The sequence below is a fragment of the Brevibacillus ginsengisoli genome (assembly GCF_050113715.1).
Taxonomy (GTDB): domain Bacteria; phylum Bacillota; class Bacilli; order Brevibacillales; family Brevibacillaceae; genus Brevibacillus_H; species Brevibacillus_H ginsengisoli.
On sequence record NZ_JBNJQR010000001.1, the window covers coordinates 263,081 to 285,263 of the forward strand.

Sequence of the window (22,183 nt, forward strand, 5' to 3'; positions counted from 1 at the left end):
ATCGTACGGATTCCCGTTGATCTGAACTAGGGTGGTACCACGAGAACAACGCTCGTCCCTTATGGGGATGGGCGTTTTTTTATTTTTTTTTAAAACAGAAGGGAGTTTTTCAAGTGGCACAGGTGAATATTACACTGCCGGATGGAGCAGTACGCGAGTTTGTCGCGGGCAGCACAATCGCTGATGTGGCTCAGTCCATCAGCCCAGGACTTCGCAAAAAAGCAATTGCTGGTAAATTAAACGGTAAAGTTGTCGATCTCTCTACAGAATTGCATGAGGATGCGGCTGTTGAGGTGGTCACTCTTGATTCACCAGATGGTCTGGAAGTGTATCGTCACAGTACGGCTCACTTGTTGGCTCAAGCGGTTAAGCGTATTTATGGTGAAGAGGTTAAGTTCGGAATTGGTCCTGTTATCGAGGACGGATTCTATTACGATATGGATATTCCTGCGAGCCTTACTCCAGACGATTTAAGTAAAATCGAAGTGGAGATGGAGAAAATCGTCAAAGAAGATCTCCAAATCGTTCGCAAAGAAGTAAGCCGTGAAGAAGCGGTTCAAATTTTCCAAAAAAACAACGATCATTTGAAGCTGGAGTTAATTCGTGACCTTCCAGAAGACGCTGTTATCTCAATTTATGAGCAAGGTGAATTCTTCGACCTTTGCCGTGGGCCGCATCTTCCATCCACTGGGCATATCAAAGTCTTCAAATTGATGAGTGTAGCGGGCGCTTACTGGCGTGGAAATTCCGAAAACCAAGTATTGCAACGCGTATACGGAACGGCTTGGCCGAAAAAAGCGGACCAAGACGAATACCTCCACTTCATCGAAGAAGCCAAAAAACGCGACCACCGCAAATTGGGACGTGAGCTGGAACTTTATATGTTCTCCGAAGAAGCGCCAGGTATGCCGTTCTATCTGCCTAACGGATTCACTGTCCGTAACGAGCTGGAGCAATTCTCTCGCCGTTTGCAGCAATTGGCTAATTACACTGAAGTTCGCTCTCCTTTCATGATGAACCAACGTCTGTGGGAGCAGTCCGGACACTGGGATCACTACCATGAGAACATGTACTTCTCCGAGGTAGACAATACTAAGTTCGCGATGAAACCAATGAACTGCCCAGGTCACATGCTGATCTTCAAAAATAAAAATCGTTCTTACCGCGACCTGCCAATCCGTTACTCTGAATTCGGTCAAGTGCACCGCCATGAGTATTCCGGCGCGTTAAATGGTATGTTGCGTGTTCGTACTTTCTGTCAGGACGATGCTCACGTATTCGTTCGTCCTGATCAGATTGAAACAGAAATCAAAGGCATGATGTCATTGATTGATCGCATTTACAAAGTATTCGGCTTCGAATATTCCGTGGTATTGTCCACTCGTCCAGAGGATTCCATGGGTTCTGATGAACTATGGGAAACAGCTGAAAGCTCCCTGCGTCGCGTGTTGGATGAAATTGGCATGAAATATGACATTAACGAAGGCGATGGAGCGTTCTACGGTCCGAAAATCGACTTCCACATTACGGATGCTCTGAAACGTAAGCACCAATGCGGAACTATCCAGTTAGACTTCCAAATGCCGGAGAAATTCGACCTTACTTATGTTGGTCAAGATAACGAAAAGCACCGTCCAGTCGTGTTGCACCGCGCAATGTATGGTTCTATGGAGCGTTTCATCGGTATCTTGGTAGAGCACTACGCTGGCGCATTCCCTGCTTGGCTCGCACCAATTCAAGTACGCTTGATGACCATCAATGAAGTTCATGTGAACTACGCTGAGCAAGTAAAGGAAAAAATGAAGCAAGCGGGTATCCGTGTGGAACTGGATGCGCGTAACGAGAAAATCGGATACAAGATTCGTGAAGCTCAAGTCAACAAGATTCCATACATGCTCGTCATCGGCGAAAAAGAGATGGAAGATCAGACTCTCTCTGTACGCAAACGCGGCCAAGGCGATCTAGGCGCAATGGCTGTGGATGAGTTTATTGCCAGCTTGACAGAAGAAATTGAACAAATGAAATAGAATGCTTGACAAGTTGTTCCTACATGGTTAATATTGATTAGGTACAATTACATTACATTCGAGGAATAAGCAGAAGCGCCCAGCTTCTCACCTGCATCGACATCCTTTCGTGGATTGTTGACGGGTAATCTCTACCACAATCGTTTGCTTGTTAGGTGAGATAGGTGTGGGCGCAGTAGCGTCTACACCTTTTTTTCATTACGTTTTTGCTCTCGAAAGTTGACGGAGGTGGCAAGTATCAGCAAGGAACAGATGTTAATCAATGAAGCGATTCGTGCTCGTGAAGTTCGCTTGATTGGACCGGATGGCGCTCAGCTTGGTGTTGTAGCTATTAGAGAAGCTTTACGTATTGCACAAGAAGCTAACCTGGATTTAGTTAACGTAGCACCAACAGCTAAACCTCCTGTTTGTCGTATTATGGACTTTGGTAAGTTCAAATACGAGCAAGCAAAAAAGGAGAAAGAAGCACGTCGCAACCAGAAGATCATCGAGCTGAAAGAAGTACGTTTTTCTTCCAACATCGAAGAGCACGACTTTCAGACCAAACTTCGTAACGTCCGTAAGTTCATTGAAGACGAAGATAAGGTGAAATGCACAATCCGTTTCCGTGGTCGTGAAATCACCCACTCCGAAATCGGTCAACAGGTTTTGGAACGCGTCGCTACACTGTGTGAGGATATCGCTCTTGTAGAACGTAAACCCAAAATCGAAGGTCGTAGCATGATTATGATCTTAACACCGAAAACGGATAAGTAATCTGGAGAATTAGTTAGGAGGATCCATCAATGCCTAAAATGAAAACTAACAAGGCAGCTGCGAAACGTTTCAAAAAAACTGGTAGCGGTAAATTGAAACGTGACCGTGCTTTTGGTAGCCACTTGTTCGCTAATAAATCCACTAAAGCAAAACGCCACTTGCGTAAAGCTGAAATGGTTTCTAAAGGCGATCAACAACGCATCGCTCAAATGATCACTTACTTGTAAGAAGTAGGGATCACACGCAAGACCGTTATAAAATAAGTTTCACGAAAATCACTCAGTCATGCGCCCCATAAGCGTCGTTAGGACCGCCATGCTGGATTAGATCAGGAGGAATTGAGTATGCCAAGAGTTAAAGGTGGCATTGTGACTCGCCGTCGTCATAAAAAGGTTTTGAAGTTAGCTAAAGGTTATTTCGGTTCTAAACACCGTTTATTCCGTTCCGCAAATGCGCAAGTAATGAAATCCTTGCTTTACGCATACCGCGATCGTCGTCAGAAAAAACGTGATTTCCGCAAATTGTGGATCACTCGTATCAACGCTCAAGCTCGCTTCAACGGTTTGTCCTACAGCCGTTTGATGCACGGTTTGAAAGTTGCTGGCGTAGATGTAAACCGCAAAATGCTTGCTGACTTGGCTGTTAACGATAAAGCAGCGTTCAACGAGTTGGCTAACGTAGCTAAAGCGAAAATCAACGCTTAATTTTCATATGTAAAGTAAAAGCACTCATCTTCGGATGGGTGCTTTTTTTTTTTTTTTTGGTTGTTGTTTCGACAGTATTCGCGGTTTGTCGAGAATTTGTTGAGAGCCAGTTGATAAAATTCATGTGGATCAAGGAGGAAGGGGAATAGCGGCGAATGAATCAAGCGAAATTGCAGGGAACAGGGAGAGAATGGCAGCGGATTTGGTTTACGCTGCCCGGCATTTTACATTTTTCATAAGGAGAGTGGGCATTTTGCAACAGGAGGTTATCAGGAAAAAGGAGAGAAACGTGGGGACGGCAATGCGTACCATATGGCAGCGAACAAGAGCGCTTCTCCTGGCCATGCTTGTGGCGATAGGAGGGATGACGGGATGGTTGGCGCCCGGGGGAAGCTACGCCTATGCGGCAGCGGCGGAATGGCATCCAGTTGGCCAGGCCGGCTTGGGAAGTAATGCATCTTTCACGTCCCTGTACGTGTATAATGGCACCCCCTATGTGGCCTATACGGATTCAGTAATCCTTAGTAAAGCCACGGTGAAGAAGTACAATGGAAGCAGTTGGGAGACGGTAGGCATCGAAGGCTTCTCGGCAAGTGCATCTTACACGTCCTTGTATGTATATGGTGGCACCCCCTATGTGGCCTATCAGGATTGGGGAAACAGGGGTAAAGCCACGATGAAGAAATACAATGGAAGCAGTTGGGAGACGGTAGGCATCGAAGGCTTCTCGGCAAGTGACGCATCTTACACGTCCTTGTATGTATATGGCGGCACCCCCTATGTGGCCTATCAGGATTGGGGAAACAGCGGTAAAGCCACGGTGAAGAAGTACAATGGAAGCAGTTGGGAGACGGTAGGTAGCGCCGGCTTCTCGGCAGGTCAGGCAAAGAACACTACTTTGTATGTATCAAACGGCACCCCCTATGTGGCCTATCAGGATGGAGCAAACAGCCAAAAAGCCACGGTGAAGAAGTACAATGGAAGCAGTTGGGAGACGGTAGGCATCGAAGGCTTCTCGGCAGGACAGGCAGATTTCATGTCCCTGTCTGTTGATAATGGCATCCCTTATGTGGCCTATAAGGATTACGGTAACAGCTATAAAGCCACGGTGATGAAGTACAATGGGAGCGGTTGGGAGACAGTAGGCAACGCCGGCTTCTCGGCATATTCTGCTGATCAAATGTCCTTGTATATAGAAGGCGGTACCCCCTATGTGGCATACTCGGATTGGATGAAAGCCGGTAAAGTCACGGTGAAGAAGTACAATGAAAGCAGTTGGGAGACGGTAGGCATCGAAGGCTTCACGACAGGTGAGGGTCGGTACATATCCCTGTATGTAGCAAACGGCACTCCGTATGTGGCCTATTCGGATTACGGTAACGGCTATAAAGCCACGGTGATGAAGTATTCGGTGATAGCTAACGGCCTGACCGTGACGACGGGCGATCCGCCGGGAGCAGACAAGAACGGCAAGACGAAAGTAAGCGTTGCGGAGACGGTCGGAGCTGACAACACATTCAAGTACAAAAACTTAAAGAGCGCAGCGGTGGGTGTACCAGACGAAGGGGACAGCATCGGCGCGGACTATGTAGACTTGCCGTCAGACGGCATTATCGCAGTGGCGAACGGTGACAAGATCGCGGTGGCAGAAGTGGATTCGAGCGGGAAAGTGGTGAAATTCGGCCAGTCAGCGGTAGCGTTAAACACCGTCACCTATAACGGCAACGGCGCGTCGGTGGGTACTGTACCGACGGACAGCAACACGTATCAGAAGGGGGCAGCAGCAACTGTGCTGGCCAACCCGGGGAATCTGGCAAAGCCCGGCTTCACATTCGCCGGATGGAATACACAGGCAGATGGAAACGGAACGACGTATATAGCAGGCAATACGCTTAACATGGGGACAACCGCTGTAACGCTGTACGTGAAATGGGCGCCAGGCTTGACCGTGACGACGGGCGATCCGCCGGGAGCGGACAAGGCCGGCAAGACGAAAGTAAGCGTTGCGGAGACAATCGGATCTGGCAACACATTTAAGTATAAAAACTTTACAAGCGCAGAAGTGACAGTACCCAGCGTAGGGGACAGCATCGGTGCGGACTACGCGGAGTTGTCGCCAGAGGGCATTATCGAAGTGGCGAACGGCGACAAGATCGCGGTGGTGGAAGTGGACGCGAGTGAGAAAGTGGTAAAATTCGGCCAGGCATCGGTAGCGTTAAACACCGTCACTTATAACGGTAACGGTGCAACAGCAGGAACCGCACCGACGGACAGCAACACGTATCAGAAGGGGGCAACGGTGACCTTGTCCAACCCGGGCAATCTGGCAAAGCCCGGTTTCCTATTCGCCGGATGGAATACACAGGCGGATGGAAACGGCACTACGTATGCAGCAGGCAGTACGCTTAGCATGGGGACAACCGCTGTGACCCTGTACGCAAACTGGATGGCCGGCTTGACCGTGACGACAGGAGATCCTGCGGTAGCAGACAAGGATGGCAAAACACAAGTAAGCGTAGCGGAGACGATCGGAAACGGCAATAAGCTAAAGTACAAAAACTTTACAGGCGCAGAAGTGACAGTGCCCAACGTAGGGGACAGCATCGGTACGGATTACGCGGACTTGCCGACAGAAGGCCTCATCGCAGCGGTGAACGGCGACAAGATCGCGGTGGCTGAAGTGGATGCGAGCGGGAAAGTGGTGAATTTCGGACAGGCAACAGTAGCGGTTAACACCATCACCTATAACGGCAACGGCGCAACAGCGGGAAGTGCACCGACGGACAGCAAAGCGTATCAGAAGGGGGCAGCAGTGACCGTGCTGGCCAACCCGGGTAATCTGGCAAAGTCTGGTTTCCTGTTCGTTGGATGGAATACACAGGCGGATGGAAACGGCACGACCTATGCAGCAGGCAGTACGCTTAGCATGGGGACAACCGCTGTGACGCTGTACGCGAAATGGAAGGCAGGCTTGACCGTGACGACAGGAGATCCTGCGGGAGCGGACAAGGACGGCAAGACACAAGTAAGCGTTGCGGAGACGGTTGGAGTTGGCAACACAATCAAGTATAAAAACTTTGCAAGTGCAGACTTGACAGTTCCCAGCGTAGGGGACAGCATCGGTGCGGATTACGTGAACTTGCCGTCAGACGGCATCATCGAAGCGACCAACGGCGACAAGATCGCGGTGGCGGAAGTGGACGCAAGCGGGAAAGTGGTGAATTTCGGTCAGGCAACAGTAGCGTTAAACTCCGTCACTTATAACGGCAACGGCGCAACGGCAGGAACTGTGCCGACGGACACCAACACATATCAGAAGGGGGCAGCAGTGACTGTGCTGGCCAACCCTGGGAATCTGACAAAGTCCGGTTTCCTGTTCACCGGATGGAATACACAGGAGGATGGGAACGGCACGACGTATGCAACAGGCAGTACGCTTAGCATGGGGACAACCGCAGTGACGCTGTATGCGAAATGGACGGCCGGCTTGACCGTGACGACAGGAGATCCTGCGGTAGCAGACAAGGACGGCAAGACACAAGTAAGCGTTGTGGAAACAATCGGAAACGGCAATAAGCTAAAGTACAAAAACTTTACAAGCGCAGAAGTGACAGTGCCCAGCGTAGGGGAAAGCATCGGTACGGACTACGCGGACTTGCCGACAGACGGCCTCATCCCAGCGGACAACGGCGACAAGATCGCGGTGGCGGAAGTGGACGCAAGTGGGAAAGTGGTGAATTTCGGACAGGCAACAGTAGCGCTTAACACCATCACCTATAACGGCAACGGCGCAACGGCGGGAACCGCACCGACGGACAGCAACACATACCAGAAGGGGGCAGCAGTGACCGTACTGGCCAACCCTGGGAATCTGACAAAGCCCGGTTTCCAGTTCACCGGATGGAATACACAAGCGGATGGAAAGGGAACAACGTATGCAGCAGGCAGTACGCTTAGCATGGGGACAACCGCAGTGACCCTGTACGCGAAATGGACGACCGGCTTGACCGTAACGACAAGAGGCGCGGTAGGAGCCGGAATGGACGGCAAGACGAAAATGAGCATAAAAGAGACGATCGGAAACGGCAATAAGCTGAAGTACAAAAACTTTAAGAACGCAGAAGTGACAGTGCCAAGCGAAGGGGATCGCATCGGTACGGATTACTCAGACCTGCCGACAGACGGTATCATTGAAGCGGCCAACGGCGACAAGATCGCGGTCATAGAAGTGGACGCAGATGGCAAAACGGTGCGTTTCGCTCAGACAACGGCGAAGCTTGCGGCGAGCGGTTTGACCGTGACGACGAGCGACCCTGCGGGAGCCGACAAAAACGGAAAGACGATAGTGAGCGTTACGGACACGATCGGAAACGGCAATAAGCTGAAGTACAAAAACTATAAGAGCGCAGCAGTGACAGTGCCAAGCGTAGGGGACAGCATCGGAGCAGATTACACGGAATTGCCGACAGAAGGCCTCATCGCAGCGGCGAATGGCGACAAGATCGCGATGGTGGAAGTGGACGCAAGCGGGAACGTGGTGAAATTCGGCCAGGCAGCGGCGACAGTGGTGAACGAAGCGCCGCCGGTTACCGGTGATGCAGATGGCGATGGAATGATCACTGCGACGGACATGCTGCTGCTGCAGAAGTATTTGAAGGATCCGGTCAAGTTTTCCTTGACTGACGAACAGAAGAAGGCATTGGATATGAACGGCGATAACAAGCTGGATAACGAAGACGTGAAATTGATTTTGGCGATAGCTGTTGGAAAGGGGAAGTCCTGATTGAATAAGCGTAGGTTAACCGGACAAGGGCAACTGTGGAAAAGGTTGGTTTCGGTTTGGCTGATTGTGAGCATGGTGATGTCCTTCGGTTCGTTTGCTAGTGCGGCCGAACCTGATTCGATGACCGTCGGCAGTGCGAAGGGATGGCCGGGGGATACGGTAGATGTGCCGGTATCTCTGACTCCTGAAACGATGATTTGGCAATATGATGTGACGGTTCACTATGATCCGGATGTGCTGGAAGTGGTGAAGGTTACCGATGAACGGGGTGTTGTTTCGAAGGATACATTCGAGGCGGACGCAACCAGTGCCGGTACTGTAAAGGTAAAGGCGAAATTACTGGAAAGCTTGTTCACGGAAGAAACGAAAGTGTTTACGATTCGTTTCAAAATCAAAAGCACAGCAACAACGGGCGATTCCAAAGTGGACCCGGTCGCAGGCGTTGTCTATGAAGGAGACAATCCGATAACGGCTGCCGCCACAGCGGGCAACGTGACCGTCCGGGAGTCGAATGCCGCGACGGTGGAAATCGGCAGCGCGAGCGGAACGGCAGGCCAGACGGTGCAGATTCCGGTTCGTGTAACGAAGGCAACGGCAGGTATCGCTGCCTACCAGATGCAGATTGATTTTGACAAGTCTGCCCTGGAAGTAGCCAAAATTACGGGCGAATCCGGTGATGACTTTGACTCCAACTACAATAATACGGGGGGCTGGCTGAGAACGGCTTGGGTGGACCGCGATGGCGGGGAAACTCCGCTTGCTGCGGGCGACAAGCTGTTCACGGTTACCTTCAAAATCAAACAGACAGCGACAGTGGGTGACAAATCTTATAACGTCCAAACCAAAGATTTGGAGCATTTTTCGATGGCGGATGCCTCGGCCCATGAGATGAACAAGTCGTTATCTGCCCGGGCAGTGACCGTAGCAGCAGGAACCCCACCGCTGCCACCGGACACGACACCAGGCACGCCAACACCAGTAACACCTACTCCCGAATCGCAGGAGCAGCTGAATCAGCAGGTGGTACAAACGATTAAGAACAGTAACGATGCAGGGACGATTTTGAACAGTGTGGATCAGGTACTGGCGCATCTTCAAAAGGTCAACGCATCCACAGCGGTTGACCAGAAGCGAAAGTGGCAGGTCATCGCGTCCACGGTCACAACGGTGTTTGGGACACTTCTGGAGAAAAAGGATCAGGGCATTGTGGAAGAGAGTCAGGTAGTAGAGCGGACCAAGAAGGTGCTGGAGCAGGCAGTAAGCGAAGCGCAGGAAGATACACAAGAAGTAGATTGGCCGATCATTGCAGAAGCGCAAGAGGCTGTCGCGCAAATGGCGAATACCATCATCGCCAAACCGAAGGACGATGCAGCCAAGGATAAGCTGGCGGGAAATATGAGTGAATTAATGTCGATTCTACTCGCCACGGTTAACGCTGCGGATCAAAAAGAATTGAAAGACACCGGAAAAGTGGCAGAGAAAATCGACCGCTTGTCCGGGATGGTGAACCGGTTTACGGAGAGCCTAGGCAAGCATGCTTCGCAGTTTGAACTGGCGAAGACGATGACCATTCACACCGGGAAGAGCGTGAAGAAACGCGCAAACGTAACGAAGGACGCGCAGGCGGTTTCGTCATTGCTCACTTTATCAGGAGAACTCGCGGAGAAAATGGCAGAGAAAGAGGTCAACTTGCAGGTGGAAACCGCGGAAAACACCGGCCTGTTTATCCCGACCACATGGCTGCAAGTGCTAGACGGAGCTAAGCTGGGGGTTTCGATCAAGAAAAACAGCCGTGTCGCGCTTCCGAAGGGATACAGCGAAATGAGCAAAGCGTATGACGTTTCCCTGCTGGCGAACGGCAAAGCCATGAAGATGACTGACGGAAAAGAACGGGATGCGCTTCGCCTGAGCATTCCTTATGACAAGAAGGGCAAGAAGCTGCTGGCGTACCGCTACGACGAGAAAGAGAAGAAATGGAAACAGGTCACGACAAGCAACGGCAAAGCCGCCGCAGTGACAAAAGAAAAGAATCGCGCCACGTTGGAGACGGCTTCAACAGGCACGTTCCTGGTGGCAGAGGTCCTTGTCCAGGACATCAAGCTGAAGGAAACGAAAATGGCGCTGCTTGCGGGCGAACAAAAGCAACTGGAAGTGACCGGCACGTATCCCGACGGTAGCAAGGGGGATGTGAGCGCAGCGGAGTACGGCACCACCTACAAATCGAGCAACTCGAAGGTCGCCACGGTAAGCGAGGACGGCCTCGTGACGATTGCTAGCAACGCACGAAGTGGTAAAACGGTCAAAATTACGGTGGAAAACGGAAAGACGACGAAGACCGTCACTATCCAGATCGCGAGTATCAAGAAGATCACCGTCACAGCCAGCCAACAGGAGATAGCCCCAGGTGAATCGGTACAACTGAACGTCAACGCGACTTTGACCAGTGGCGGCAAGCGTGATGTTACCAAAGGAAATGCGGGCACTACCTACCAACTGGCAGAAACCGAATATGCAACGATCAGCGAAGACGGTTTGCTGGAGGTCAAAAAGGATGCTCCTGCTGGCACCAAACTAACTATTATCGCCTCGAACGGGAAGGTAACGGATCAACTGGAACTGATCGTCAACGAGTAGACGAGGCGAAGTTCCAGCACGATGTTTAATTACACATGAAAAAAGCACTCATCCTCGGATGAGTGCTTTTTTTGAATGGATACACATAATTTATCCTTTTACAACTATCAGGAAAGAAAAAACAATCGACGAAATTAAGGATAAGCTGAAGGTGGCAATAAACTCCTCCATAGGAGGTCAAAAGATTCTTTTCGGAGTGTTCTAGAGAAGAAAAAAAGCAGCCTTTTTCAGGCTGCTGGGACGTACAGGCTATTTTTCAACGACTAAATTGAAGGTCATTCCTTGTTCTTTATGGCCTGGTTTGTCGCAAATGATTGGATAGGTACCTGGTTTAGAAGGGGCAGTCCAGTCAAGAGTTTCGGTTTTGCCAGGCGCTACATCTTTATCCAATTTCAATTCTTCGCTGTTAATGTCATGTTCAACTTTGCCGGAGTTGGTCAAGACAAAGTGAATTTTTTCTCCCGCATGTACTTTAATCTCAGGCATGGAGTAAGAGAATTCCTTCATATCCAGTTTGATCTCATGCGGCTGTGTAGAAGTTGCTGTCTGAGAGCTAGAAGTAGCTGTTTGGGTATTGGTAGTTCCCGTTTGAGTGTTAGACGCTGGTGCTTGGGAAGAAGAGTCTGTATTTTGAGTACCGCAGGCTGAAAGTATTCCGGTAAGTAACAGACAGGTTGATAGAACTGCGATTTTCTTTTTCACGATGAACCCTCCTAAGTAATGTGGTAGGTTTTACGCTACTTAGCTTAAGGGGCAATTACGGAATGATTGTGGAACCAAAAAATAATTCTTGTATGAACCATTATTATTGCTTCAAGTTGCGATCCTCTATCGAAATAGAAATAACTGTCGGAACCTAATTTTAAGTCGCGACAAAATTAAGGATTCCTATAATAAAATACAAGCTAAAAGAAGCAAGAGAAAGATAGAGGGCTTTACGGCCAATCTTCTTCATTTGTTGGTTCTGGTTAAACAAGGAAACGGCCCACATGATAACTCCGATTGGGAAAAAGCAAAAGCTAAAAATATATAATATCACTTGATCAAATTTGCTCATAGTCCCCACACTTTCATTTTTTTACATTTTACACCAGAAACAAACGATTAACTAGGTGTTGGAGAGCAATGTCACAAAACTAAAAAAACTGATCACAGAAATAAAAAAAGCGCAGACAAGGTGTCTGCGCGTTCTCGTTGCTGTGTAGTTGAAGAAAAAGAAAGTGTGTTGATTAATGAATCATGCTCAAGGCTACACCAATGGAATAAGGCACAAGCCATAAGCCCCATACAGTCAGGCTAAATTTATGGAATTTCTTGATTTGATTTTGATTGTTTTTCCACAAAACAACGCATGCCCATACGGTGTGGAACAACATCAGAATAAGCGCAATCAAACCAGTAATCCCGTGGATATTCATAAATGAACCTTTCGCCAACATTTTCATCAAGGATGTCCCGACGGTATCAAACAAAATTCCGAACCCAAAAAACAGGAGATGTTTCATTTTTAGTTCTCCGGAGCGTTTTTCACTCCAAACACCAATTGTATAAGAAATAAGCGCTAGATTAATGATAATCACGGCTGCTGCTAACATTTAAGATCAGCTCCATTCATGTTGTTTTTGTCTATGCTCATACTTTACTGCACGAATATGAACAATATATGAACAAACTGGAGGTTTCCTTTACCAATTGCAAACCGCTACAATTCCTGAATCATCTTCCAGGTTTATTTCAAGTGGAAATTGGGAAGATATATGTGTCTAAATCTAATTATGTCTGGACTTTGTTCTTTTTTTCTTAACATTTTCTTGTGTCGCTAAAGTGTAAGCTACAGTAAGGAGAAAAGAACAGCATTCATATCCAAACAAGAGAGAGTAGCCAAAGAAGGAATGGAAGGGAAGTCTCAAATGTTATCCTCAATTCGAAGCAAATTAATCGTATTAATTGTTGCATGTATGGTGATTCCTGCGCTGACGATTAGTGTGATTGGTTACATGCAAGCCAAACAATCGTTAATCGATGATGGCAAACAAGCGCTGAAAACGGTTGTAGACAATGCCTACGATGTCCTGACGCTGTTAGATGAACAAGTGAAGACAGGGAAAATTACGCAAGAAGAAGCGCTGAAAAGAGCAAATGAAATTCTGGCGGGCCCCTTAAAAGCAGATGGCAAGGAACGAGACTATCTGAAAACCAGCTATCATTATGGGGAGAGTGGGTATCTGTTCATTAACAGCGCAGATCCCCAAACGCCTCAAAAAACCTACGTGCATCCTCGGTTTGGTGTGATTGGCAAGGTTCCGATGATGAAGACTCCTGATGGTCAGGAAGTTCTACCGATGCTTCAGGAAGCTTCCAAGAAAGCGAACATAGAGGAACGTTATGTCGATTTTCCATTTTACTTGCCTGGACAAAGCCTGAATGATCCGAATGCTCAAATTGGTACCAAAACGTCGTATCTTCGTTATTTTGAGCCTTGGAACGCGTACATAGCTTGTGGAGCGTATGATTATGAGTTTTATCAATCGATTAAGTCCTATGAATACATGATTATAATCGTTACAGTAAGCGCAACCTTGCTGGGAGCTTTAGTCGCATACTGGTTCGCCCATCAATATTCTCGTGTTCTTCGTCAGATCGGCTCAGTGATTGAAGAGGTCGGAAAAGGAAATTTGACCTTGCAGGCGACGGTAAAAGGAAGGGATGAAGTGGCGCACTTGTCTACTCATCTCAATAAATCTACGGCTAATATGCGAAACATGATTCAGGAGGTCATTGAGGTAACGCAGACGGTGACGCAACACGCCGAATTCCTCAATGAAGGGGCAGGGCAAACAGGCAAGGCTTCCGAGCAAATTGCTGTAACCATAACAGACATGGCTGAAGCCACTTCCATGATGCGGGACGACACCATGGTAACGACGGAAGCTATTCGTGAGCTTCAGGCAGAAATTCAAGAATCGACGGATCTGTTGAAAATCACGACAGACTCGACCAAACGTGCCGCTGATAACGCCCAGGCTGGTTTGCAGACAAGTGAACATGTGCAAAGCGAAATGAATCGAGTCAATGAGATTGTTCTCCATTCCGCGGATGTTGTAGAGGGTCTAAAGGGAAGGATGGATCAAATTAACGAGATAACCCAACTGATTACGGCCATCGCCGGACAAACCAATCTGCTTGCACTTAACGCTGCGATTGAAGCGGCTAGAGCGGGCGAACATGGTCGAGGCTTTGCGATCGTGGCTGACGAGGTACGTAAGCTGGCCGAAGCAACCAATAAAGCGGGACAAGAAATTATACAGGTGCTGGGTGAAATTCAAGGTAAATCGATGGAAGCTGTGGATGCCATCAAGCTCGGTGTGGACAGTGTGAATGATATTGGACAACTGGTGAATAAGAGCAGCCAATCCTTCAAAGAGATTACCAACGACGTCGGATTGGTTTCCAATCAGATTGCGGAGATTTATCAGGCATCAACCAACATCCGTGAGCAGGGCGAGCTTGCGTTTGGACGCATTCAAAATGTAACCAAAGTCAGCGTGGAAATTGCGGAAGGAATGGAGACAATTGCCTCTTCTGCCGAGGAGCAAACGGCTACGCTGGAGGAGACTGTCGCATCCGTTTCGGAAGTATCCCGTAATATCGCAATCCTGCATGACAAGGTAAAATCCTTTACCGTTTAACCGCTTGACTTTCGAGAATCCTTACGCTACTATTAATTTCAACTTGAACTGAATAGCAAACTTCTTATCAAGAGAGGCGGAGGGACTGGCCCGATGATGCCCGGCAACCGATCACCCATTTTGGGGATACGGTGCCAATTCCTGCGGAGCATTATGCTCTGAGAGATGAGAAGGATTTGCTTGCGGAAACGTAAACAAAGCCTTCTTTCGACAGGAAAGAGGGCTTTTTTCTTTGGAAAAAGCCACTTGGCCAAAGCTATGCAGGATTAAGGGAAGACTCAAGTGATGACAAGTGGAGGGATATACACATGCATGTAGAGACGAAACTGGTTCAAATTGGTGTGGGAAAAGAGAAAACAACGGGTGCTGTCAGCTTTCCCATCTATCATTCGACAGCGTATCGACACCCTACCTTGGGAGAGAGTACAGGGTTTGATTATTCGCGGACGGCCAATCCAACACGCGGTTTGCTTGAAGAAGCGATTGCCGAACTGGAGAGCGGCACTGCCGGTTTTGCCTGTGCGTCCGGTATGGCAGCGATTCAGACGATCATGGGATTGTTCTCTCAAGGGGACCACATCATCGTTTCGCTTGATCTATACGGAGGAACCTATCGTCTGTTCGAACAGGTGTATTCCCGCTACGGCTTCACCTTTAGCTATGTGGATTTACGTGAGACAGACAATGTGCTGCCTGCGATCAAGAGCAACACCAAAGCCATACTGGTGGAAACACCGACGAATCCGTTGATGCAGATCACTAATATAGACGCAATAGTCGGAATTGCGAGAGATCATCAGCTTCTCGTGATTGTTGACAATACTTTTATGACCCCATATTATCAACGTCCACTGGAGATTGGAGCCGATATTGTCTTCCATAGCGCGACCAAGTATCTAGCTGGACACAATGATGTGCTGGCGGGACTGATTGTAACCAAGGGAGAGGAATTATCGGAAAAAGTCCGGTTTTTACACAATTCAATCGGCGCAGTACTTGGTCCGCAAGACTCCTGGTTATTGATTCGCGGATTGAAAACCTTGGCCCTTCGAATGGATCGACACCAGGAAAATGCTTATCTCGTCGCTCGTTTCCTGGCATCTCAACCGCTGGTGACAGACGTGTTTTATCCGGGTCTGTCGTCTCATCAAGGCTATGAAGTCCAAATAAAACAGTCTAGCGGGTATAGCGGGATGGTTTCATTTCGAATCAAGGATTCATCCATGGTTGGGACCTTCTTAAGCAACCTCAAGATCATCTCTTTTGCCGAGAGCCTGGGGGGAGTAGAGTCGCTTTGTACCTATCCTGCCACTCAAACACATGCTGATATTCCGCAAGAGATTAGAGAGCATGTCGGAGTTTGTAACCGATTGCTGCGGTTGTCCATCGGCATCGAGCACGCTCAGGATATTATCCTCGATTTGGCGCAAGCCCTGGAATCTTGTCAATAGGTGAGGAGGAGATCAGAATGAAATTTGCCACCCAATTACTGCATGGGACGAGTGGGATTGATTCGGTTACGGGAGCGTCGAGTATCCCGATTTATCAAGCGTCTACCTTTCATCAATTTGATTTGGATCAACCAGGACATTTTGATTACGCGCGATCAGGCAACCCGACGAGAGAAGCCCTAGAAGATGCAATTGCCGGTTTGGAAGGGGGGAGCCGAGGCTTTGCTTTTGCTTCCGGGATGGCGGCGATTTCCAGTGTGTTCCTGTTGTTCTCTACCGGTGATCACTTAATTGTGTCTGAAGACGTGTATGGCGGAACGTTTCGGATTTTAACCAACGTATTTACGCGATTAGGTATTGAAGCAACTTTTGTGGATACGACCGATCCCAAGCGAGTTCAAGCAGCGATCAGGCCCACGACCAAAGGCATTTACCTGGAGACGCCCTCCAATCCTACGTTAAAAGTGACCGATATCCAAGCGATCAGCCAGATTGCGCAACAACACAAACTGCTGACGATTGTCGACAATACGTTTTTAACTCCGTATTACCAGCGTCCGCTTGCATTAGGGGCAGACATTGTCATTCACAGCGCGACCAAGTTTATTGCTGGACATAGCGATGTCGTGGCGGGGCTCGTCGTGACGAAGGATGAGAAGCTGGGGCAGCAACTGTATATGATTCAGAACGGTTTTGGAGCCATTCTCGGCGTTCAAGACTGTTGGCTGGTGATGAGAGGGCTGAAAACCCTGAAGGCTCGACTGGATGTAAGCACGCTGAGCGCCCACAGATTAGCTACCTGGCTGGAGGCTCATCCGCTGGTCGAGAGGGTCTACTACACGGGTCTCTTCGATAATCCGGGACATGCGCTGCAAGAGCGTCAAGCAACGGGACATGGCGCTGTGCTTTCTTTTGATTTGGGATGCAAGGAGCAGGCCAAACGCTTCCTGCAAGCCGTCAAATTGCCGCTTGTGGCGGTCAGTCTGGGCTCCGTAGAGAGCATTCTCTCCTATCCCGCGATGATGTCGCATGCTTCCATGCCCGCACACGAAAGACACCGCAGAGGGATTACGGATGGTTTGGTCCGTTTATCTGTCGGTCTGGAAGATGTGCATGATTTGGCGGCTGATCTGGAGCAGGCGCTTGAGGCTTCGGTTGAGCCGGTTGGTTTGCAACGGATTAGTATCTAACGAAGAGAAAAACGTTGGGAAATCAGGGTAGAACGATATCAATCGATTCAAAAGGCTGTTACTTGTGGCGTACAGTACGTCCAAGTAACGGCCTTTTTGTCGTCCTTCTCCTTTAAACGTCAGGGAAATGTAGCATTGGCCCATCAGTCGTCTAAATGTGAATAGGTATTGCACGATCTCATTTACATTATTAATAACATAGGTTACTATTAACATAGGTTACCAATAACAACCAGAGGTGTTTTTATGTCAATCAAATATGCCATTCTAGGACTTCTTAGCTGGAAGCCTTCAACAGGTTATGAATTAAAAAAGATTTTTGAAGAATCTTCCGCAATGTATTGGTCGGGTAACAACAATCAAATCTACAAAACGCTTGTTCAGCTCTTGAATGAAGGTTATGTGACGAATGAGATTCAACATCAGATGAGCTCTCCATCCAAGAAAATATACAGCATTACGGATGATGGGCTTGCTCGATTGAAAGAATGGGTTCTTTCAACACCAGAAGCTCCTGAGTTCAGGAAACCCTTTTTAATTCAATTGGCGTGGGCGGAACAACTAAGTGACGAGGAATTACATGATCTGCTGATCAACTATGAGAACGAGATCAAAATGCAATTGATCTTCCAGCAGGAAAAAATCAAACGCGGCGTTCCTTCACCCAGTAGAAACGCGCGTGAAGTGTTTTTGTGGAATAAGATTTCCGAAAACCTGCTATCTTCCTATCACAACGAACTAAACTGGGTTCAAGGAATTCGTAAAGAACTTTTTGAAAACGAAATGATGGAGGAGAGAATCAATATGAACTATCAACTAATCGAGAACGGAACCGACAAGTATATCGAATTACTTTCTGCTCCAACCCCACTTAGCAGCGAACAGGATGCTGTGGATCTAGTTGCTTTGAGCATCGAAAATGAGACAAATCTTCTGATGTTGCATAGTCAGGCTCTTTCGGAAGACTTTTTCAAACTTCGAACAGGCGTAGCAGGAAGAATGATTCAAAAATGGATCAACTACTCTGTAAAAACGGCGGCTGTCATACCAATGGAGTTGGTTAACAAAGGCAAGTTTAAGGAAATGGTGGCCGAGACAAATAAAAGCAATCATTTTAGGGTTTTTGAAACAAGAGAAGGTGCAGAGAGCTGGCTTTTGAAATGATCATAAAATGAAGGTGAAAATATTGAATGACAAATCATTGTACAAAACAGAAGCTGGGAGGGCTGCTGTACTCAATCATTATGATTTACTGCTTGCCCAATGCTCCGTTCCTTATGAAGAATTGAAGATTCTTACGCGTTATGGACAAACGTATATCATTGCGAGTGGAGATAAATCCTTGCCGCCACTAATCCTTTTACATGGCTCAGGTTCAAACTCGTCTATGTGGCTTGGAGATATGGCTCAGTATTCCAAGCATTATCGAGTATTTGCGGTTGACATCCCTGGTGATGCTGGAAAGAGTGAGGAAAAGCGATACTCATTGAAAAGCTCTGCCTATTCGGAATGGATAGATGATATTCTAAGTTCATTGCAGCTACAAAAATCAAGTTTTATCGGTATTTCTCTCGGAGCATGGATGGTCATTCATTTTGCTGTAAATCACTCGGCGAAGGTCGATAAGATTGTCTTAATTTCTCCTTCAGGTATTGGCTCCGAGAAAACTTCATTTATGTTTAAGGCAATGCCGCTTTTGCTTTTAAGTGAGAAAGGAAGAGACATAGTTACTCGGCTCGTAAATGGTAACCAGTCTATTCCGGAACAGGCAGCAAAGAATGTAAAATTAATTGCACGCCATTTTCATTTTCGCAAGGAGCCAGTACCGATCTTTACGGATTATGAACTTAGACGGTTGACCATGCCTGTGATGTTCATTGCTGGTGAAAAAGACGTGATGCTTCATTCAAAAAAGTCAGAAGAGAGGCTTACCAGATTGTTGCCTGATGCAAAAGTCAACCTTCTCCCGGATGCTGGCCATGTTCTTCTACATCTGACAAGTCGTATTTTGCCTTTTCTGTTATCCCAATAATTACCCTTTTGTTAACAGAAAAAACCACTGCTTACAAAGCAGTGGCCTCAATCAAATATCCTTTTCCTTTTTCTACGTATTTCTTTTCCACGAGAGAGATTTGTGTCAGTTTAGGAGGAACAAGAAATTGTCTGCGGATCTGGCTTTCGGCATAGGAGAAGGCTTTTTCGTCGGTTTCAGCTAGGATGACAGCCACCAACGATTGATTCTCCTCTGTGATGATCTCCAATTTATAAAGAAACATAGTCCACCTCTTTTCTGATGACGTTTATACCTGATTCACGGCCAGGATCTGGTCCAGCTGCTGTTGAATTTCGGCAACTCCCACTCGGCGAACATATTGATGGTATTTTTCATCAGGCAATCGGTGCTGCTTATATTGCTCCAGCAGGCTGCCAATCACAGGGGCGACGCGATCCCCAAGAATTCGTCCTTTTAGTTTTTGGTTAAAAGCTGCATCAGGTCCAAGGCTTCCACCTACGTATAGGTCGAATGCGTCCTTCATTCCATCCTCCGTTTTGATCAGGGAGCCTTGCAAGCCGATATCGGCAATTTGCTGCTGACCGCAAGAGTTCGGGCAACCGTTGACGTGAAGGCGAATCGGTGTGTCGATCGCCACATGCTCATCCAACCAAGTGGCAATAGCTTTCATCCTTGCCTTGGTTTCCACAATCGCCAGGTTACAGAATTCGTTCCCTGTGCAGGAAACAGCGTGACCGATAAACGTACGTGGATAAGGGGTCAGCTTCTCCAGTAATGATTCTGTTAACAATCCGTCCAGCTTGGCGTCGGGGACGTTGGCAATGATCAGGTTTTGGGAGTTGCAAGTACGAATGGAACCATCACCGTAGGTATCCGCAAGTCGCGCGATCTCGAAGAAGTCATCTGCATTCAGACGTCCAACCGGAAGCAGCAAGCCGACGTAATTCAGGCCTGGCTGCTTTTGTTGATGAACTCCGGTGAAGTATCCAGCATTCCAGCCTTTTACTTGATCTGTTCCCCGAGCAGGCATCGGACCAATCAGTTCAATCAGCTTATCGAGAAATTTCTCAGGGCCCCATTCCGCTACAAGGAATTTGAGGCGAGCGTGGTTGCGTTTCTCTCGGAAGCCGTAATCGCGGAAAATCTCCGTCACACCTTTGGCGACCTTTAACACTTCCTCAGGACGAACAAACAAATCAAGCTGTTTCGCCAAATAGGGCTTAGCGGACAGCCCACCACCGACCCAGACGTGGAATCCGATGACATTTTCTCCGTTTAATTCTTTGCTGGCAGGCGTGAAGGCAAGGTCATTAATCTCTGCGTGGGCTGTATTGTAGATGTTGGCGGAGATCGACGTTTTATACTTGCGCGGCAAATTGGAGAACTCACGGTTCAGCAGGAAGAAATCCTCCAATTCTCTAACCAGCGAGCTTGTGTCCATGAGCTCGTTCGGATCGATACCTGCCAGCGGGTTGCCGATAATCGTCCGCGGCACGTCACCACAGGCTTGATAAGAGAATAGGCCAACTCGCTCCAATCGATCAAAAATATCCGGTAAATTCTGAACCTGCAACCAATGGAACTGAACGGCTTGCCGAGTCGTCACATCAATCAGGCCTCGACCATAATCGCGGCTAATCTCCGCTAACATACGAGCCTGATCACTATTCAAGATCCCCGAAGGAATACGCACGCGCATCATCAAGTGTCCGTCCTTTGGTTTCTGCTCGTAGACACCTGCCCATTTGAAGAAACCAAGATCTTCTTCGCTGAATGCCTCATAGCCCCCGCTGGCTTTCTCACGGATTAGGTTAATGATATCCAACCCATCACGATTCAATTTGACGAGTTCCAATTTGCTGAGCTTGCTTGGATCTTGTTCCCACGGCCTAATCCCACTCGTTGTCATGCTAACACCCTCCCTGTGATTATATAAAACCAACCAAATTAATCGGAATAATATGAAATGAGTATAACGTCCGACTGTATCGAGGTCAACCAGAAAATTTAAATAAATTCCCGCTAAATAGAGGTATAATCTGCGGATTTTAAATTCTGACAATTCCGTATTGACAGGCGTAAAGATGCCACGTAATCTAATAACTATTAAATCCGATTGGAATTATTGGATTAAATGATGTATTCATCTTTGATCGGCCATGTATCCACAAGAGCCCGCCTATCATAAGATGGAGTGCAATACTTTCAAGGAGGGAATTGCTAATGACAAATCGCCCGTTATCTGAGGAGGAGATTCAGCTCTTGGCTGATGATTTGGAGGATCAAACTCCTGAAGAAATTTTGGCTTTGGCGACGAAACAATTTGGTTCGAAGATAACACTTGCCACAAGCTTTGGAGCGGAGGATGTAGTCCTGATTGACATGCTGTCCAAAATTGCTATTGACACGAACATTTTCTACTTGGATACCAACAAGCATTTTGAGGAGACGTACCAGACCCGCGATCGTTTGCAGGAACGCTACGGTATCTCGTTTGTTCAGATGCTTCCAGTATTGACACTGGAAGAACAGGCAAAGATTTATGGAGATGAACTCTGGAAAAGCGAACCGAATCAATGCTGCAATATTCGTAAAGTTGAACCCTTAAATAGAGTGTTAAGTCAATATGACGCATGGATCACCGGGATACGCCGGGATCAAGCTCCTACACGAGCCAACACCAAGAAGGTGGAGTGGGACAGCAAATTTCAATTAGTGAAGTTCAATCCGTTGGCCTCATGGACGAACAAGGACATATGGAATTACATCTATGAGAACGATGTTCCATATAATCCTCTGCACGATCAGAATTATCCGAGCATCGGTTGCAGTGTCTGCACGCGTCAAGTACTGCCTGGCGAGGATCCGCGAGCGGGACGTTGGTCCGGTTTTACCAAGACAGAGTGTGGTTTGCACCAATAATCTAACAAATGAT

16 protein-coding genes and 1 riboswitch are annotated in these 22,183 nt (G+C 47.8%); of the genes, 12 read left to right on the forward strand and 4 right to left on the reverse strand.

Going from position 1 to position 22,183, the window contains the following annotated elements:
• The first annotated feature begins 113 nt into the window (after positions 1-113).
• From thrS to ACQCN2_RS01500, 6 genes are all read left to right on the forward strand, one after another.
• Positions 114-2,027, forward strand: coding sequence for a threonine--tRNA ligase (thrS, locus tag ACQCN2_RS01475; protein WP_426927108.1), 1,914 nt, complete (start codon positions 114-116; stop codon positions 2,025-2,027).
• Positions 2,028-2,279: 252 nt separating this feature from the next.
• Positions 2,280-2,783 carry a translation initiation factor IF-3 gene (gene infC, locus ACQCN2_RS01480; protein ID WP_426927505.1) on the forward strand — a complete coding sequence of 168 codons (504 nt, stop codon included), beginning with the start codon at positions 2,280-2,282 and terminating at the stop codon, positions 2,781-2,783.
• 29 nt (positions 2,784-2,812) lie between these two features.
• Positions 2,813-3,010 carry a 50S ribosomal protein L35 gene (gene rpmI / locus ACQCN2_RS01485; protein WP_426927109.1) on the forward strand — a complete coding sequence of 66 codons (198 nt, stop codon included), beginning with the start codon at positions 2,813-2,815 and terminating at the stop codon, positions 3,008-3,010.
• A gap of 117 nt (positions 3,011-3,127) precedes the next feature.
• Positions 3,128-3,487: a 50S ribosomal protein L20 gene (gene rplT, locus ACQCN2_RS01490; RefSeq protein WP_426927110.1), complete on the forward strand. Its 360-nt coding sequence runs from the start codon at positions 3,128-3,130 to the stop codon at positions 3,485-3,487.
• 289 nt (positions 3,488-3,776) lie between these two features.
• Complete coding sequence (locus tag ACQCN2_RS01495; RefSeq protein ID WP_426927111.1) at positions 3,777-8,270, forward strand: InlB B-repeat-containing protein; 4,494 nt, start codon at positions 3,777-3,779, stop codon at positions 8,268-8,270.
• The gene (locus ACQCN2_RS01500) at positions 8,271-10,904 is read left to right on the forward strand and encodes a cohesin domain-containing protein (RefSeq protein ID WP_426927112.1); all 2,634 of its coding nucleotides are present in this window, start codon (positions 8,271-8,273) and stop codon (positions 10,902-10,904) included.
• Between the two features lie 249 nt (positions 10,905-11,153).
• Here ACQCN2_RS01500 and ACQCN2_RS01505 read toward each other — a convergent pair whose 3' ends face one another.
• Complete coding sequence (locus tag ACQCN2_RS01505; protein ID WP_426927113.1) at positions 11,154-11,606, reverse strand: cupredoxin domain-containing protein; 453 nt, start codon at positions 11,604-11,606, stop codon at positions 11,154-11,156.
• Positions 11,607-12,133: 527 nt separating this feature from the next.
• Positions 12,134-12,499 (reverse strand): HsmA family protein, encoded by a 366-nt coding sequence (locus ACQCN2_RS01510; protein ID WP_426927114.1) that lies wholly within the window; start codon positions 12,497-12,499, stop codon positions 12,134-12,136.
• A 315-nt stretch (positions 12,500-12,814) separates the two neighbouring features.
• Between ACQCN2_RS01510 and ACQCN2_RS01515 the strand changes: the two genes are divergently transcribed.
• From ACQCN2_RS01515 to ACQCN2_RS01535, 5 genes are all read left to right on the forward strand, one after another.
• Complete coding sequence (locus ACQCN2_RS01515; RefSeq protein ID WP_426927115.1) at positions 12,815-14,593, forward strand: methyl-accepting chemotaxis protein; 1,779 nt, start codon at positions 12,815-12,817, stop codon at positions 14,591-14,593.
• Positions 14,594-14,654: 61 nt separating this feature from the next.
• Positions 14,655-14,765, forward strand: a riboswitch (SAM riboswitch).
• A gap of 136 nt (positions 14,766-14,901) precedes the next feature.
• The gene (locus ACQCN2_RS01520) at positions 14,902-16,044 is read left to right on the forward strand and encodes an aminotransferase class I/II-fold pyridoxal phosphate-dependent enzyme (RefSeq protein ID WP_426927116.1); all 1,143 of its coding nucleotides are present in this window, start codon (positions 14,902-14,904) and stop codon (positions 16,042-16,044) included.
• 17 nt (positions 16,045-16,061) lie between these two features.
• The gene (locus ACQCN2_RS01525; protein ID WP_426927117.1) at positions 16,062-17,234 is read left to right on the forward strand and encodes an aminotransferase class I/II-fold pyridoxal phosphate-dependent enzyme; all 1,173 of its coding nucleotides are present in this window, start codon (positions 16,062-16,064) and stop codon (positions 17,232-17,234) included.
• A 246-nt stretch (positions 17,235-17,480) separates the two neighbouring features.
• Positions 17,481-18,398 (forward strand): PadR family transcriptional regulator, encoded by a 918-nt coding sequence (locus tag ACQCN2_RS01530; RefSeq protein WP_426927118.1) that lies wholly within the window; start codon positions 17,481-17,483, stop codon positions 18,396-18,398.
• Between the two features lie 22 nt (positions 18,399-18,420).
• On the forward strand, positions 18,421-19,266 hold the full coding sequence (locus ACQCN2_RS01535) for an alpha/beta fold hydrolase (protein ID WP_426927119.1): 846 nt from the start codon (positions 18,421-18,423) through the stop codon (positions 19,264-19,266).
• A 31-nt stretch (positions 19,267-19,297) separates the two neighbouring features.
• Here ACQCN2_RS01535 and ACQCN2_RS01540 read toward each other — a convergent pair whose 3' ends face one another.
• Entirely contained in the window at positions 19,298-19,510 is a 213-nt protein-coding gene (locus ACQCN2_RS01540; protein WP_426927120.1) for a DUF3906 family protein, read from the reverse strand.
• Positions 19,511-19,534: 24 nt separating this feature from the next.
• The gene (locus ACQCN2_RS01545; protein ID WP_426927121.1) at positions 19,535-21,157 is read right to left on the reverse strand and encodes a nitrite/sulfite reductase; all 1,623 of its coding nucleotides are present in this window, start codon (positions 21,155-21,157) and stop codon (positions 19,535-19,537) included.
• Between the two features lie 314 nt (positions 21,158-21,471).
• Between ACQCN2_RS01545 and ACQCN2_RS01550 the strand changes: the two genes are divergently transcribed.
• Complete coding sequence (locus tag ACQCN2_RS01550) at positions 21,472-22,170, forward strand: phosphoadenylyl-sulfate reductase (protein ID WP_426927122.1); 699 nt, start codon at positions 21,472-21,474, stop codon at positions 22,168-22,170.
• Positions 22,171-22,183: the final 13 nt, after the last annotated feature.

What these genes read in the sequence shown, in the direction of transcription:
- infC (WP_426927505.1), top strand. Translation starts at nt 2,280, where the DNA reads ATGTTAATCAATGAAGCGATTCGTGCTCGTGAAGTTCGCTTGATTGGA.
- ACQCN2_RS01530 (WP_426927118.1), top strand. Translation starts at nt 17,481, where the DNA reads ATGTCAATCAAATATGCCATTCTAGGACTTCTTAGCTGGAAGCCTTCA.
- ACQCN2_RS01540 (WP_426927120.1), bottom strand. Translation starts at nt 19,510, where the DNA reads ATGTTTCTTTATAAATTGGAGATCATCACAGAGGAGAATCAATCGTTG.
- rplT (WP_426927110.1), top strand. Translation starts at nt 3,128, where the DNA reads ATGCCAAGAGTTAAAGGTGGCATTGTGACTCGCCGTCGTCATAAAAAG.
- rpmI (WP_426927109.1), top strand. Translation starts at nt 2,813, where the DNA reads ATGCCTAAAATGAAAACTAACAAGGCAGCTGCGAAACGTTTCAAAAAA.
- ACQCN2_RS01545 (WP_426927121.1), bottom strand. Translation starts at nt 21,157, where the DNA reads ATGACAACGAGTGGGATTAGGCCGTGGGAACAAGATCCAAGCAAGCTC.
- ACQCN2_RS01510 (WP_426927114.1), bottom strand. Translation starts at nt 12,499, where the DNA reads ATGTTAGCAGCAGCCGTGATTATCATTAATCTAGCGCTTATTTCTTAT.
- ACQCN2_RS01515 (WP_426927115.1), top strand. Translation starts at nt 12,815, where the DNA reads ATGTTATCCTCAATTCGAAGCAAATTAATCGTATTAATTGTTGCATGT.
- ACQCN2_RS01550 (WP_426927122.1), top strand. Translation starts at nt 21,472, where the DNA reads ATGACAAATCGCCCGTTATCTGAGGAGGAGATTCAGCTCTTGGCTGAT.
- ACQCN2_RS01520 (WP_426927116.1), top strand. Translation starts at nt 14,902, where the DNA reads ATGCATGTAGAGACGAAACTGGTTCAAATTGGTGTGGGAAAAGAGAAA.
- ACQCN2_RS01525 (WP_426927117.1), top strand. Translation starts at nt 16,062, where the DNA reads ATGAAATTTGCCACCCAATTACTGCATGGGACGAGTGGGATTGATTCG.